Here is a 14123-nt window from a genome sequence, read left to right as displayed (position 1 = left end):
CGGATTCGTGGGCCTCGCGGATGGTTCCGGATGCGGCGGCGCCTGCGGCCGCGGAACCCGCCGGACCAGCCTATTCAGTTCCCGACGGGAACGGCAGTGCCGTGTCGGCCGGGCGTGACAGCGCCGGCGCGAACCCGTTCGCGTCGATGCGGGCCGCGACGCGCGGCGGGCGGCCGCCCGCCGCCGCATCGTCGATGCGCCACGCGCCCTCGAGCGACGCGAGGGCCCGCGGGAAGCGCGCGGCGTCGTCGGCGTGCAGCGTGAACAGGGCGTCGCCCGCCGCGACCGCGTCGCCGACGACTCGGTGCAGGTCGATGCCCGCGGCATGCGCGACGGCGTCGTCGGGGCGGGAGCGCCCGGCGCCGAGGCGCCAGGCCGAGACGCCGAACGCCTTCGCGTCGAGCCCCGTGAGCACGCCCGACCGCTCGGACCGCACGGTGTGAGACTCCCGCGGCGCCGGCAGCGCCGCATCCGGGTCGCCGCCCTGGCCGCGGATCATGGCGCGCCACGCGTCCATCGCCCGGCCGTCGCGCAGGGCGGCGGCCGGGTCGGCGTCGGGCAGGCCCGCGAGGTCGAGCATCTCGCGGGCCAGCGCGAGCGTCAGCTCCACGACGTCCGCCGGCCCGCCGCCCGCGAGCACCTCGACGGCCTCGCGCACCTCGTTCGCGTTGCCGATCGTGCGGCCGAGCGGCGCGCTCATATCGGTCAGCAGGGCCACGGTGCGCACGCCGGAGTCCTCGCCGAGCGAGACCATCGTCTCGGCCAGCTCGCGCGAGAGATCCGGATCGGTCATGAACGCGCCTGATCCGAACTTCACATCGAGCACGAGGGCGTCCGGCCCCTCCGCGAGCTTCTTCGACATGATGCTCGACGCGAGCAGGGGGATCGACTCGACCGTGCCGGTCACGTCGCGCAGGGCGTAGAGCCGCTTGTCGGCCGGGGCGAGGCCGGAGCCCGCCGCACACACGACGGCGCCGTTGTCGCGCAGGCGCTCCCGGATCTCGGCGCTCGTCAGCTCGGCGCGCCAGCCGGGGATCGACTCGAGCTTGTCGAGCGTGCCGCCCGTGTGGCCGAGGCCGCGGCCCGAGAGCTGCGGCACGGCGACGCCGAAGCTCGCGACGAGCGGGGCGAGGGGAAGGGTGATCTTGTCGCCGACGCCGCCCGTGGAGTGCTTGTCGACGGTCGGCCTGCCGAGCCCCGAAAGGTCCATGCGCTCACCGGAATCGATGATGGCGCTCGTCAGCACGCGGATCTCGTCGCGGCCCATGCCGTTGAAGCGCACCGACATGGCGAAGGCCGCCATCTGCGCGTCGGTGACGACGCCGCGGTCGAACGCGTCGACGAACCAGCGCAGCTCCGGCTCCGGCACGGCGCCGCCGTCCCGCTTGGCCGCGATGACATCGATCGCGTCGAAGGGCTCCAGAGCCATCAGCGCACCACGCCCGTCAGCACCTGGTCGAACGGTTCCCGCGTCATTCAGCGCACCGCGTCGAGGTCGCGCGGACCGAAGGCGTCGGGGAGCACCTGGTCGATCGTCCGGATGCCGCTGACGGTCTCGAGCAGCATGCCGTCGGCGGCATGCTCGTTGAGCAGCTGCCGGCAGCGGCCGCACGGCATGATCACCTCGTCGTCGGCGTTCACGCACACGAACGCCGTGAGCTTCCCACCGCCCGACATCGTCAGGTCGGAGACGAGGCCGCACTCGGCGCACAGGCCGACGCCGTACGAAGCGTTCTCGACGTTGCATCCGGTCACGATGCGGCCGTCGTCGACGATCGCCGCCGCGCCGACGGGGTAGCCGGAGTACGGGGCGTACGCGCGCCGCATCGCGTCGGCGGCGCGGCCGCGCAGGCCGGCCCAATCGATCTCGGTCATCCTGGTCACTCCTTGATGTACGGCTGGCCGGAGGCGGCGGGCGGGCGCGAGCGCCCGACCAGGCCGGCGACGGCGAAAAGCGTCACGACGTAGGGGAGCATGAGCATGAACTGGCTCGGCACGGGGGAGCCGATCACACTGAACACGCCCTGCAGGTTGGTGGCGAAGCCGAACAGCAGCGCCGCGAGGGTCGCGCGGATCGGATCCCACTTGCCGAAGATCAGGGCGGCCAGCGCGATGTAGCCGGCGCCGCCGGTCATCTCGCGGCCGAACTGCGGGTTCGACACGAGCGTGTAGAACGCGCCGCCCATGCCGGCGATCGCGCCCGCGAGCATCACGTTCAGGTAGCGGGTGCGCGCGACGTTGATGCCGACGGTGTCGGCGGCCTGCGGGTGCTCGCCGACGGCGCGGAGGCGGAGGCCCCAGCGGGTGCGGTACAGGCCGTACCAGACGATCGCGACGACGGCGTACATGAGGTAGGTGACGATCGTCTGCTGGAAGAGCACGGGGCCGATGATCGGGATCTCGCTGAGCAGCGGGACCGAGATCACACGGAACAGCTCGGGCGAGTTCAGCGTCTCGGTGTTGTCGGCCATCATCGTGCTGAAGAAGAACGTGGTCAGGCCGGCGACGAGGCCGTTCAGCACGACGCCGACGATGATCTGGTTCACGAAGTACGTGATGGCGAAGACCGCGAGCACGAGGCCGACGAGCAGCCCGGCGATCATGGCGGCGAGCAGGCCGAGCCACGGCGTGCCCGTGATCGAGCCGACGAACGCGGCCGAGAACGCGCCGGCGAGCAGCTGGCCCTCGATCGCGATGTTGACGACGCCGACGCGCTCGCCGATCACGCCGCCGAGCGCGCCGAAGATCAGCGGCGTCGCGAGCGCGAGGGAGCCGACGAGCAGACCGATCATCGGCAGCGTCGAGCCCGCCGCGGCCCACGCGAGGAAGCCGATCAGCAGAACGATCGTGAAGGCCACCGTCGTCCACAGCGGCGTCGGCTGGCTCGCGCGGGTGCGCAGCACGGCGAACACCGCGGCGGCGGCCATCAGCACGACGCAGACCCACGCCGTCGGGTTTGCGGGCAGCACGACATCCGGGATCTGGATCGCCGCTTCGGCGCTGCGGACGAGGCGGAAGGTGGCGGCGCCGGAGCGGGGCGCGAACAGAGGGAGGAGGGCGAACAGCACCGTGACGACGGCGTAGATCACCGGGACCTTCCACGACACGATCGTGACGCGGCGCTGGGCACCCGACACGACGGGCTCGGCGACGGCGGTCATCGGGCCACCTCCTTCGTCTTCCCGTTCTGCTTTCGCCTCCGGGGCCCCGCGGGATCGGGCAGGCGGAAGATCGCGCGCACGAGCGGGGGAGCCGCGATGAACAGCACGATGAGCGCCTGCACGACGAGCACGACCTCGTTCGGCACCTGCTCCGCGGCCTGCATCGAGAAGCCGCCGGCCTTGAACGCGCCGAACAGGATGCCGGCGCCCAGGATGCCGAGCGGGGTGGAGCGGCCCAGGAGCGCCACCGTGATGGCGTCGAAGCCCATGCCGGCGTCGATGTCGCCGCCGAAGCCCGTCGGCACCGTGCCGAGCACCTGGCTCACGCCGGCGATGCCGACCAGGCCGCCCGCGATGAGCATCACGATGACGTACGAGCGGCTCACGTCGATGCCGGCCACGCGTGCCGCGTGGGGGTTCTCGCCGACGGCGCGCAGGCGGAAGCCGAGGCTCGAGCGCTCGAGCAGCCACCACGTGAAGGCGACGGCGGCGAGGGCGATCAGGAAACCCGCGTGCAGGTTGAAGCTCTCGCCGAGCAGCTGCGGCAGCAGCGCCGTGGGCTCCATCGGCGCCGTCTTCGGGTTGTTCGAACCGGGCGCCTGCAGGATGCCCTGCGTCGCCAGCATCCAGGCGAGCAGGTAGAAGGCGATGTTGTTGAGCATGATCGTGAGGATCACCTCGTGGGCGCCCGTCCTCGCCTTGAGGTAGCCGGCGATGCCGGCCCAGATGGCCCCGCCCGCGATGCCGGCGGCGACAGCGAGGACGAGGTGCAGGCCGACCGGCAGGTTCATGTAGGCGCCGACGTAGCCGGCGGCGGCGGCCGCCATCAGCATCTGGCCCTGGCCGCCGATGTTGAACAGGCCGGCGCGGAACGCCAGGCCGACGCCGAGCCCTGCCGCGATCAGCGGGGTCGCGAACTTCAGCGATTCGGTGAGCGGCTTGATCTGCCCCGCGAAGGTCGCCGCGTGCGGGTTGTACACGGCGCCCTGGAAGAGGGCGATGTACGCGCCGGAGACGGCGTCCCAGATCGCCGCGAACGTGTCGACGGGGCGCGCGAAGAAGTACCCGGCCGCCGCCTGCACTTCGGGGTCGGTGATCGCGATCAGGATGGAGCCGGCCAACATCGCCAGCACCATCGAGAGCACCGCGATCGCGGCGCCGCCCGTCGTGATCTGCTGCAGTGCGCGGTGCCAGCGCGAGGGCTGGGGCACCGCGGTCTCCGCGGACGTCATGCCTCGGTCCCTCCGTCGGTCGTGCCAGGTCTCTCGCCCGCCATCATCAGCCCGAGCTCGTCGCGCGACGCGTCGCCGCCGACGATGCCGACGACCTTGCCCCGGTACATCACCATGATCCGGTCGGCCAGAGCGGCGGCCTCGTCGAGCTCGGTCGAGATCACGATGACGGGGATGCCCGAATCACGGGTTTCGATGATGCGCTTGTGGATGAACTCGATCGAACCGACGTCGACGCCGCGGGTGGGCTGGGCCGCGATGAACAGCGACAGCTCGCGGCTCAGCTCGCGCGCGAGCACGACCTTCTGCTGGTTGCCGCCCGACAGTCGGCCGGCCGCCTGCTCGGGCCCCTGGGTCCGGATGTCGAACTCGTCGATCTTCTCGCGCGCGAACTCCGCGAGAACCCGCGGCTTCACGCTGCCACGGCTGACGAAGGGTTCGCCGAAGGAGCGATCGAGCATCAGGTTCTCGGCGATCGAGAACTCCTTGACGAGGCCGTCGACGCTGCGGTCCTCCGGCACGAAGCCGACACCGTCGTCGAGGATCGCGCGCACGTCGCGGCCGATCAGCTCCCGACCGTTCAACCTGGCGCTCCCCGCGACGCGCTCCTGCAGGCCGACGAGCGCCTCGGTCAGCTCCGTCTGCCCGTTGCCCTGCACGCCGGCGATCGCGAGCACCTCGCCCCCGCGCACCTGGAACGACACGTCGTCGACCACTACGGTGCCGAACTCGTCCGTGACCGTCAGCGAATCGACGGAGAGGGCGACGTCGCCGAGGGTCGGGGGCTCCTTGTGCACCGTCAGCTCGACCGCGCGGCCGACCATGAGCGAGGCGAGCTCTGCGTTCGTCGCGGTGGGCTCGGCCTCGCCGACGACCTTGCCGAGCCGGATGACGGTGATGCGGTCGGCGACCTCGCGCACCTCGCGGAGCTTGTGGGTGATGAAGACGATCGACGTGCCCGCGGCCTTGAGCTGGCGCATCGTCGCCATCAGCTCGTCGGTCTCCTGCGGCGTCAGCACGGCGGTCGGCTCGTCGAACACGAGCACCTCGGCGTCGCGGGAGAGGGCCTTGATGATCTCGACGCGCTGCTGCACGCCGACGGGGAGGTCCTCGACCACGGCATCCGGGTCGACGTGGAACCCGAAGCGATCGGAGATCTCGCGCACCTTCGCGCGCGCCGCCGCGAGGTCGAGCCGCCCGCCGACGCGGGTCTGCTCGTGGCCGAGCATGACGTTCTCGGCGACCGTGAAGACGGGGATGAGCATGAAGTGCTGGTGCACCATGCCGATCCCCGCGGCCATGGCGTCGCCGGGGCCCGCGAAGGAGCGCACCTCGCCGTCGATCGCGATGTCGCCCTCGTCGGCCTGATAGAGGCCGTAGAGCACGTTCATCAGCGTCGACTTGCCCGCACCGTTCTCACCGAGGAGGCAGTGGATCTCGCCCGGTTCGATCGCCAGGTCGATGTGGTCGTTCGCGGTGAGCGCGCCGAACCTCTTGGTGATGCCGCGCAGTTCCAGCTTCATGTCGTTGATCCTATTCGGGTGTTCAGGTCCTCACAGAGGAAGGGAGACCGGTGCGAACCGATCTCCCTTCCCGGCGTCGAACGCCTCAGCCGAGGTACGACTCGACGGTGACGTCACCCGCGATGATGGACTCCTCGAGGGCGGCCACCTCATCGAGCAGGCCCTGGTCGACCTTGTCCGCGAAGTCGTGCAGGTCGGCGAGACCGACGCCGTCGTTCTCGAGCGTGCCGATGTACGGAGTCGCGTCGAACTCGCCGTTCGCGCTCGACATCGTCGCCTCGTAGGTCGACAGGTGCATGTTCTTCAGGATCGACGTCAGCACGACGTCGGCCGTCGACGGGTCGGTCTCGAACAGGTCCGCATCGGCGCCGATCAGCGCGATGTCGCGGTCGGCCTCCTTGATCGCCTGCAGGGCCGACTGGTAGATCGGGCCGCCGACCGGCAGCAGCACGTCGACGCCCTGGTCGATGATGTTCTGCGCGGCCGTCTTGGCCTCGGGGCCGGCCTCGAAGCCGCCGGTGAAGGTGCCTGTGCTGCCGTCCCAGCCGACGACCTGGACGTCGGCGCCCTTCTCCTCGTTGTAGTAGTCGACGCCCTGCTTGAAGCCGTCCATGAAGATCGTGACGGTCGGGAACTCCTGGCCGCCGAACGTGCCGACCTTTCCGCTCTCGGAATAGCCGGCCGAGAGGTAGCCGGCCAGGAACGCGGCCTGAGCCGTGTCGTAGAGGAGGGGCTTGAGGTTGTCGGCGTCGGTCTGGCCGTCGCCGTCCGCGTCGCCGGCGTCGTCGACGAGGACGAAGTCGATGTCGGGGTTCGCGTTCGCGTTCTCGATGGTCGCGGGGGCCAGCGCGAAGCCGACGCCCGTGATCAGGTTGCAGCCCTGCGCGACGAGGTTCTCGAGGTTCGGCGCGTAGTCCGTCTCGGCGTTCGACTCGACCTGCTTGAACTCGCCGCCGAGCTCGTCGGCCGCCTCCTGCACGCCCTCCATCGACAGCTGGTTGAACGACTTGTCGTCGAAGCCGCCGAAGTCGGAGACGATGCACGGCAGGAAGTCGGTCGCGCCCTCGCCTCCTGCGGTGTCCTCCTCGGGGGCAGCGCCGCAGCCCGCGAGCAGGGCGCCTGCGCTGATGACGGCCAGGCCGCCGAGGGCCGAGCGAGTGATCGTCTTCATGACGGTGTGTCCTCCATAGACCGAGGCCCCTTCGCGCAATCGCTGATCGGACGGCGCGCCCCAGGGCATTGTGCACACGCTAACCCGTGGGGGTTGTGCGTTCCGAGCTCCGGGCGCGTGCTGAAACGGGATAGTTACAAACCGGGCACGCGGCGTTCACAGCACGCCGTCGCGGCCCTGCTGGTGCAGCGACGACACGACGTTCTTCACGAGCTGGGCGTGCTCGCTGTTGGTCACGAGCAGGGCGTCGTCGGTGTCGACGACGATCACGTCGTCGAGGCCGACGACCGCGATGACGCGGTCGGTCTGCGACACGACGAAGCCGTTCGAGTCGGCGTCGAGCACGTGGTCCTCCTCCGCCAGGATCGTCATCTCCTGGCGTCGGCCGTTCGAGACGAGGTTCCACAGGCTCGCGAAGTCCCCGACGTCGTCCCAGTCGAACTGGCCGGGCACGACCGCGAGGCGGCCGTTCTCGGCCGCCGGCTCGGCGACGGCGTAGTCGATGGCGATCTTCTTCAGGTGCGGCCAGACGCGATCGACGACGGCGTCGCGCTCCGGCCCGTCCCATGCGGCGGCGATCTCGTCGATCTGAGCGTGCAGCTCCGGCTCGTGACGGGCGAGCTCGTCGAGCAGCACGTCTGCGCGCGAGATGAACATGCCGGCGTTCCAGAGGAACGAGCGATCGGCGAAGTACCGCCTCGCCGTCTCGAGGTCGGGCTTCTCGACGAAGCGCTCGACGACCGCGGCGGTCGGGGCGTCGTCGATCACGAGCTCGGCCCCCGTGCGGATGTAGCCGAAGCCGACCGACGGCTCCGTCGGCTGGATGCCGATCGTGCAGATGTAGCCCTCGCGCGCGACGGCGACCGCCTGGCGGACGGCGAACTCGAACGCCCGCTGGCGGGTGATGACGTGGTCGGCCGCGAACGAGCCGATCACGACATCCGGGTTCCGCCGCATGAGCACGGCGGCGACGAGGCAGATCGCGACGGCGGACTCGCGCGGGTCCTGCTCGTGGAACACGTTCTCGCACCGGATGTCCGGCAGGTTCTTCGCGACGGCGTCGCCATGGCTCGCGCCCGTGATCACGGCGATCCGGTCTTCGCCCGTGAGGGGCAGCAGGCGATCCCAGGTGCTGCGCAGGAGCGAAACGCCGGAGCCCGTGAGGTCGTGCAGGAACTTGGGGGCGTCGGCGCGCGAGAGCGGCCACAGGCGCGAACCGACTCCGCCGGCGGGGATGACGGCGAAGAAGTCGTCGATTCCGGATGACATCACCCCAGGCTATCGGCGCGGCTCGGTTAGGTTGCCCTTCGTCGTGATGTGATCCCGCTGGGAATAGGATGGACGGCAACGACGCGGCTGCTTCTGCGCGCGCCGGAACGCATGCACCGACAAGGAGGCTGTCTCGTGTCCAGTTCCACACGACAGACGCTGTCGGTGTCGGACACCACCTCGAAGACGCCGCGGGGCACGCTCTACCGCGGCACGGAGGGAATGTGGTCGTGGGTGCTGCATCGCATCACCGGCGTCGCCATCTTCTTCTTCCTCCTGGTGCACGTGCTCGACACCGCTCTCATCCGGGTCTCTCCTGAGGCCTACGACGCCGTCATCGGCACCTATCAGACCCCGATCATGGGGGTCGGCGAGGTCGCCCTCGTCGGCGCGATCGCCTACCACGCGTTCAACGGCCTGCGCATCATCCTCATCGACTTCTGGTCGAAGGGCGCCCGCTACCACCGCGTGATGTTCTGGGTCGTCATCGCGCTCTGGGTCGTCGTGATGGCAGGCTTCACACCGCGCCACCTGATGAACGTGTTCGGGGGAGGCCACTGATGACTGCCGACACCATCGCCGCTCCGCGCTCGCCCCGCAGCAAGGGCTCGAACTGGGAGAAGTGGGGCTGGATGTACATGCGCGTCTCCGGCGTGCTCCTGGTCATCCTGATCTTCGGCCACCTGATCTCGAACCTGATCATCCCTGAGGGCGGCGTGCACGCGATCAATTTCGCGTTCGTCGCCGGCAAGCTCGCCAGCCCGTTCTGGCAGATCTGGGACGTGCTGATGCTCTGGCTCGCCTTCATCCACGGCGCCAACGGCATGCGCACGATCGTCAACGACTACGTGCAGCGCAAGGCGCTGCGCACCTCGCTGATCACCGCGATCTGGGCCGCAGCCGGCCTGCTGATCGTCCTCGGCACGCTCGTCGTGTTCACCTTCGACCCGTGCCTCGGCGTCACTGAGAACAGCGTTCTCTGGGACGCGTGCCAGGCCGCGTAACGAGACGGAGCAGTTCACACGTGACTGACAAGCACCCGGATGCCGAGCTCAAGGACGGCATCTACTACCACCAGTACGACGTGGTCATCGTCGGCGCCGGCGGAGCCGGCATGCGCGCCGCCATCGAGGCGGGCCCGAACGCCAAGACGGCCGTCGTGACGAAGCTCTACCCGACCCGCTCGCACACGGGCGCGGCGCAGGGCGGCATGGCCGCAGCGCTCGCGAACGTCGAGGAGGACTCGTGGGAGTGGCACACGTTCGACACCATCAAGGGCGGCGACTACCTCGTCGACCAGGACGCGGCTGAGATCCTCGCCAAGGAGGCGATCGACGCCGTCATCGACCTCGAGAACATGGGCCTGCCGTTCAACCGCACGCCCGACGGCAAGATCGACCAGCGGCGCTTCGGCGGCCACACCCGCGACCACGGCAAGTCGGCCGTGCGCCGCGCGTGCTACGCGGCCGACCGCACGGGCCACATGATCCTGCAGACGCTGTTCCAGAACTGCGTCAAGCTCGGCATCGAGTTCTACAACGAGTACTACGCGCTCGACCTGCTCACGGTCGACGACGGCAACGGCGGCACCCGCGTGGCCGGCATCGTCGCGTACGAGCTCGCCACCGGCGACCTGCACGTCTTCCAGGCCAAGTCGGTCGTGTTCGCGACGGGCGGCTTCGGCAAGATGTTCAAGACCACGTCGAATGCCCACACCCTCACGGGCGACGGCGTCGGCATCGTCTGGCGCAAGGGCCTGCCGCTCGAGGACATCGAGTTCTTCCAGTTCCACCCGACGGGGCTCGCGGGCCTCGGCATCCTCCTCACCGAGGGCGCCCGCGGGGAGGGCGCGATCCTGCGCAATGCCTCGGGCGAGCGCTTCATGGAGCGCTACGCGCCGACGATCAAGGACCTCGCGCCCCGCGACATCGTGGCGCGGTCCATGGTCAAGGAGGTCCTCGAGGGCCGCGGCGCCGGTCCGAACAAGGACTACGTCTACCTCGACTGCACCCACCTGGGCGCCGAGGTGCTCGAGACGAAGCTGCCGGACATCACCGAGTTCGCGCGCACCTACCTGGGTGTCGACCCCGTCGTCGAGCCCGTTCCCGTGATGCCGACGGCGCACTACGCCATGGGCGGCATCCCGACGAACAACGCCGCGGAGGTGCTCGCCGACAATGACACGGTCGTTCCGGGCCTGTACGCCGCGGGCGAGTGCGCGTGCGTCTCGGTGCACGGCTCGAACCGCCTCGGCACCAACTCGCTGCTCGACATCAACGTCTTCGGCAAGCGCTCGGGCCGCAACGCGGCCGAGTACGCGAAGACGGCGGAGTTCGTCCCGCTCCCCGAGAACCCGGCCGAGAACGTCCGGAGCATGCTCGAGGAGATCCGGAATCGCAAGGGCACGGAGCGCGTCGCCGACATCCGGATCACTCTTCAGGAGGAGATGGACAAGAACGCGCAGGTGTTCCGCACGGAGGAGACCCTCACGAACGTGATGGGCACGATCCACGAGCTGCGTGAGCGATACCAGAACGTCTACGTCGACGACAAGGGCAAGCGGTACAACACCGACCTGCTCGAGGCGATCGAGCTGGGCTTCCTGCTCGACCTCGCCGAGATCGTTGCCTACGCCGCGCGCAACCGCAAGGAGAGCCGCGGCGGCCACATGCGCGAGGACTACTCGGACCGCGACGACGAGAAGTACATGCAGCACACGATGGCGTACCTCACGGGCGACCCGCACTCGCCCGATCCGGACGACCACATCCGGCTCGACTGGAAGCCCGTCGTCTTCACGAAGGACGACGCGGGCGAGCTGCGCTACCCGCCGATGGAGAGGAAGTACTGATGTCGACCGCCGTCGCCGACGCTCCCGCCGAGGAGCAGACCGTTCAGTCGTACCTGGTCACGTTCATGCTGCGCCGGTTCAACCCGGAGACCGACAGCGAACCGAAGTGGGTCGACTACGACGTCGAGATGTATCCGACCGACCGCGTGCTCGACGCGCTGCACCGCATCAAGTGGCACCAGGACGGCTCGCTCGCCTTCCGCCGCTCGTGCGCGCACGGCATCTGCGGCTCCGACGCGATGCGCATCAACGGCCGCAACCGCCTGGCCTGCAAGACGCTGATCAAGGACCTCGACATCTCGAAGCCCGTCTACGTCGAGGCGATCAAGGGCCTTCCGCTCGAGAAGGACCTCATCGTCGACATGGACCCGTTCTTCGAGGCCTTCCGCGAGGTCCAGCCGTTCCTGCAGACCCGCTCGGAGCCCGAGAAGGGCAAGGAGCGCCACCAGTCGATCGCCGACCGCGAGCGCTTCGACGACACCACGAAGTGCATCCTCTGCGCCGCGTGCACCTCGTCGTGCCCCGTGTTCTGGACCGACGGGCAGTACTTCGGCCCTGCCGCGATCGTGAACGCGCACCGGTTCATCTTCGACTCGCGCGACGACTCGTCGGACGTGCGCCTCGACATCCTGAACGACAAGGAGGGCGTGTGGCGCTGCCGCACGACCTTCAACTGCACCGAGGCGTGCCCCCGCGGCATCGAGATCACCAAGGCGATCGGCGAGGTGAAGCAGGCCATCATCAAGGGCGGCCGCTGATCCGCTGACGCGCGCATCGCACACGAAGGGGCCCGGCATTCGCCGGGTCCCTTCCGCGTGAGTGGCAGCCGAGCTGAATCGGCGAGGAACCGCACGATCGAGGAGGAGTGCGGCGCCCGGCTCCTCGATGGAGCGGTTCCGCCTCCGATATGCGCGGGACGTGAGGATTCTCTTATCCGAGGTGCGATTCCGGGCGTTCTCCGACGCTGCGTCGATACTCTGGCCTCACCGCGGTGGTCGCGGTCGATCGAGGGGGTTTCATGGTCCGGATGAATGGAACGACGGGTGCGCTCAGCACCGCCGCGGTGCTGGTCCTGGCGGGCGTCGCGCTCGCCGGCTGCACGACGGAGGACCCGTCGTCGACGGCACCGGGTGTGACGGCGGAGCCGTCGGACGAGGCGACTGGCGGCGGCGCGGATGACGCCGGTTCAGGCGACTCGGGGTCGACCGACTCGGGCTCCGGCGACGCAGCGGCGGACGGGCTCGCGGCCGAGGAGTTCGACGTCGCGTGGGACGAGGCGGTGCAGATCGCGCAGGACGCGTTCGACGGGCGGCTCACCTCGCTCGACCTCGATGAGGACAACGGTCGCTTCGAGTACCAGGTCACCCTCGCATCGAGCAGCGAGGAGTTCGAGGCGACGATCGACCCGAGCACTGGCGAGATCGTTCAGCAGGAGCGCGAGGCCCTCGATTCCGACGATGCTGCCGAGGTCGACGACGAGGCGTTCGAGCTCGACGGCCTGATCACGCCCGCCGAGGCGATGGCGGCAGCGACGGCCGAGGCATCCGGGCCCGTGTCGTCCTGGTCGCTCGACAAGTCCTGGTCGGGCATCCTCTACGACGTCGAGATCGGCACGGGCGACGACGGCCCGAGCGTGACGGTCGATGCCTCGAACGGCGCGGTCGTCGAGGTCGAGACCGACGACTGATCGCCCGGAACTGAACGGGAACCGCCGTCTCGAGGAGACGCCGCAACATCGAGGAAGAACTGCAACATCGAGGAGGAACCCGGCGATCGGCTCGTCGATCCTGCGGTTTCTCCTTCGTAGTGCGCTCGGGACGCGGCAGCGGTGAGGAATCGAGGGGGAGCGGCGGCTTCGAGGAGAAACCGCAACATCGAGGAGGAATCCGGCGATCGGCTCCTCGATCCTGCCGCTTCTCCTTCGGCGCGCGCGGGACGCGCGGGGCGGGGCCGGATGTCCGGGGCCCTGGATAGGGTGGTGGGCATGAGTTCCGTGCGCATCGCCTCCGTCAATGTCAACGGCATCAGGGCCGCGGTCCGGAAGGGCATGCAGGCGTGGGTCGAACAGGCAGCCCCCGACATCATCACGATCCAGGAGGTGCGCGCCGACCGCTCGCACGTCGAGGCCGCGCTGCCCGGCTGGCACATCCTCGAGGAGGAGGCCCCGCAGAAGGGGCGCGCCGGCGTCGCGATCGCCTCGCGCGAGCCCGCCGTCGCGCACCGCACGGGCCTCGGCGAGGGCGTCGACGCGCAGGGGCGCTGGCTCGAGGCCGACTTCGAGGTCGGCGGGCGCACCGTCACGGTCGTGAGCGCGTACGTGCACTCGGGAGAGGTCGATACGCAGAAGCAGGAGGCCAAGTGGGGCTTCCTCGACGCCATGGAGACCCGGATGCCGCAGCTCGCCGCATCCGGTGCCCTCGCGGTGATCACGGGCGACCTGAACGTCGGCCACCGCCCGTTCGACATCAAGAACTGGAAGGGCAACGTCGCCCGCGCCGGCTACCTCGCGCGCGAGCGGGCGTACTTCGACCGCTTCCTGGGCGCCGAGGGCGAGCCCGTCCCGGGGCAGGAGCCCATCGGTCGCGGCAAGGTCGGCGAGCTGAGCGACACCCGCGCCTACAGCGAGGGCCGCTCGGGGCTCGGCTGGGTCGACGTGGGCCGCACCTTCGCCGGCGAGGTCGAGGGGCCGTACAGCTGGTGGTCGAACCGCGGCCAGGCGTTCGACAACGACACGGGCTGGCGCATCGACTACCACCTGGCGTCGCCCGCGCTCGCAGCGCTCGTCGGGGCCTACCGCGTCGACCGCTACCCCTCCTACGACGCGCGCTGGAGTGACCACGCACCCGTGGTCGCGGAGTACGCGATCAGCTGAGGCCCTGCCCGCCCCGCGCGATCCGGGCATCGGCGAGCGCATAG

Annotated in this window: 13 protein-coding genes; 6 read left to right on the top strand and 7 right to left on the bottom strand. The window is 69.7% G+C overall.

Annotated elements, in window-relative coordinates; genetic code table 11:
• Positions 1–70: 70 nt before the first annotated feature.
• From C0010_RS05955 to C0010_RS05925, 7 genes are all read right to left on the bottom strand, one after another.
• Positions 71–1429, bottom strand: coding sequence for a thymidine phosphorylase (locus C0010_RS05955; RefSeq protein ID WP_174150327.1), 1359 nt, complete (start codon positions 1427–1429; stop codon positions 71–73).
• 47 nt (positions 1430–1476) lie between these two features.
• On the bottom strand, positions 1477–1875 hold the full coding sequence (locus C0010_RS05950; RefSeq protein WP_105566157.1) for a cytidine deaminase: 399 nt from the start codon (positions 1873–1875) through the stop codon (positions 1477–1479).
• Between the two features lie 5 nt (positions 1876–1880).
• Positions 1881–3161 (bottom strand): ABC transporter permease, encoded by a 1281-nt coding sequence (locus C0010_RS05945; protein ID WP_105566156.1) that lies wholly within the window; start codon positions 3159–3161, stop codon positions 1881–1883.
• Positions 3158–4393 (bottom strand): ABC transporter permease, encoded by a 1236-nt coding sequence (locus C0010_RS05940; protein WP_105566155.1) that lies wholly within the window; start codon positions 4391–4393, stop codon positions 3158–3160. Before C0010_RS05940 ends, C0010_RS05945 begins: the two co-directional genes overlap by 4 nt.
• Positions 4390–5916: an ABC transporter ATP-binding protein gene (locus C0010_RS05935; RefSeq protein ID WP_105566154.1), complete on the bottom strand. Its 1527-nt coding sequence runs from the start codon at positions 5914–5916 to the stop codon at positions 4390–4392. The genes C0010_RS05940 and C0010_RS05935 overlap by 4 nt, the downstream gene beginning before the upstream one ends.
• Before the next feature lie 85 nt (positions 5917–6001).
• Positions 6002–7087 (bottom strand): BMP family lipoprotein, encoded by a 1086-nt coding sequence (locus tag C0010_RS05930; RefSeq protein WP_105566153.1) that lies wholly within the window; start codon positions 7085–7087, stop codon positions 6002–6004.
• 156 nt (positions 7088–7243) lie between these two features.
• On the bottom strand, positions 7244–8356 hold the full coding sequence (locus C0010_RS05925) for a mannose-1-phosphate guanylyltransferase (RefSeq protein ID WP_105566152.1): 1113 nt from the start codon (positions 8354–8356) through the stop codon (positions 7244–7246).
• 135 nt (positions 8357–8491) lie between these two features.
• Here C0010_RS05925 and sdhC point away from each other — a divergent pair, with 135 nt between their 5' ends.
• The 6 genes from sdhC to C0010_RS05895 all read left to right on the top strand — a co-directional run bounded on the left by sdhC (position 8492) and on the right by C0010_RS05895 (position 14079).
• The gene (gene sdhC, locus C0010_RS05920; RefSeq protein ID WP_232531762.1) at positions 8492–8917 is read left to right on the top strand and encodes a succinate dehydrogenase, cytochrome b556 subunit; all 426 of its coding nucleotides are present in this window, start codon (positions 8492–8494) and stop codon (positions 8915–8917) included.
• Positions 8917–9360 carry a succinate dehydrogenase, hydrophobic membrane anchor protein gene (sdhD, locus tag C0010_RS05915; RefSeq protein ID WP_105566150.1) on the top strand — a complete coding sequence of 148 codons (444 nt, stop codon included), beginning with the start codon at positions 8917–8919 and terminating at the stop codon, positions 9358–9360. The genes sdhC and sdhD overlap by 1 nt, the downstream gene beginning before the upstream one ends.
• Positions 9361–9380: 20 nt before the next feature.
• Positions 9381–11207 (top strand): succinate dehydrogenase flavoprotein subunit, encoded by a 1827-nt coding sequence (gene sdhA, locus C0010_RS05910; RefSeq protein WP_105566149.1) that lies wholly within the window; start codon positions 9381–9383, stop codon positions 11205–11207.
• Complete coding sequence (locus tag C0010_RS05905; protein ID WP_105566148.1) at positions 11207–11965, top strand: succinate dehydrogenase iron-sulfur subunit; 759 nt, start codon at positions 11207–11209, stop codon at positions 11963–11965. Before sdhA ends, C0010_RS05905 begins: the two co-directional genes overlap by 1 nt.
• Before the next feature lie 260 nt (positions 11966–12225).
• A complete protein-coding gene (locus tag C0010_RS05900) occupies positions 12226–12894 on the top strand; it encodes a PepSY domain-containing protein (protein WP_105566147.1) in 669 nt (222 codons plus the stop codon).
• A gap of 297 nt (positions 12895–13191) precedes the next feature.
• Entirely contained in the window at positions 13192–14079 is an 888-nt protein-coding gene (locus C0010_RS05895) for an exodeoxyribonuclease III (protein ID WP_232531761.1), read from the top strand.
• Positions 14080–14123 lie beyond the last annotated feature (44 nt).

It is taken from the genome of Microbacterium halophytorum, assembly GCF_002970975.1.
GTDB classification, from domain to species: Bacteria; Actinomycetota; Actinomycetes; order Actinomycetales; family Microbacteriaceae; genus Microbacterium; species Microbacterium halophytorum.
This window is presented reverse-complemented; position numbering and strand designations above follow the sequence as displayed.

What these genes read in the sequence shown, in the direction of transcription:
- C0010_RS05955 (WP_174150327.1), bottom strand. Translation starts at nt 1,429, where the DNA reads ATGGCTCTGGAGCCCTTCGACGCGATCGATGTCATCGCGGCCAAGCGG.
- C0010_RS05950 (WP_105566157.1), bottom strand. Translation starts at nt 1,875, where the DNA reads ATGACCGAGATCGATTGGGCCGGCCTGCGCGGCCGCGCCGCCGACGCG.
- C0010_RS05945 (WP_105566156.1), bottom strand. Translation starts at nt 3,161, where the DNA reads ATGACCGCCGTCGCCGAGCCCGTCGTGTCGGGTGCCCAGCGCCGCGTC.
- C0010_RS05940 (WP_105566155.1), bottom strand. Translation starts at nt 4,393, where the DNA reads ATGACGTCCGCGGAGACCGCGGTGCCCCAGCCCTCGCGCTGGCACCGC.
- C0010_RS05935 (WP_105566154.1), bottom strand. Translation starts at nt 5,916, where the DNA reads ATGAAGCTGGAACTGCGCGGCATCACCAAGAGGTTCGGCGCGCTCACC.
- C0010_RS05930 (WP_105566153.1), bottom strand. Translation starts at nt 7,087, where the DNA reads ATGAAGACGATCACTCGCTCGGCCCTCGGCGGCCTGGCCGTCATCAGC.
- C0010_RS05925 (WP_105566152.1), bottom strand. Translation starts at nt 8,356, where the DNA reads ATGTCATCCGGAATCGACGACTTCTTCGCCGTCATCCCCGCCGGCGGA.
- sdhD (WP_105566150.1), top strand. Translation starts at nt 8,917, where the DNA reads ATGACTGCCGACACCATCGCCGCTCCGCGCTCGCCCCGCAGCAAGGGC.
- C0010_RS05905 (WP_105566148.1), top strand. Translation starts at nt 11,207, where the DNA reads ATGTCGACCGCCGTCGCCGACGCTCCCGCCGAGGAGCAGACCGTTCAG.
- C0010_RS05900 (WP_105566147.1), top strand. Translation starts at nt 12,226, where the DNA reads ATGGTCCGGATGAATGGAACGACGGGTGCGCTCAGCACCGCCGCGGTG.
- C0010_RS05895 (WP_232531761.1), top strand. Translation starts at nt 13,192, where the DNA reads ATGAGTTCCGTGCGCATCGCCTCCGTCAATGTCAACGGCATCAGGGCC.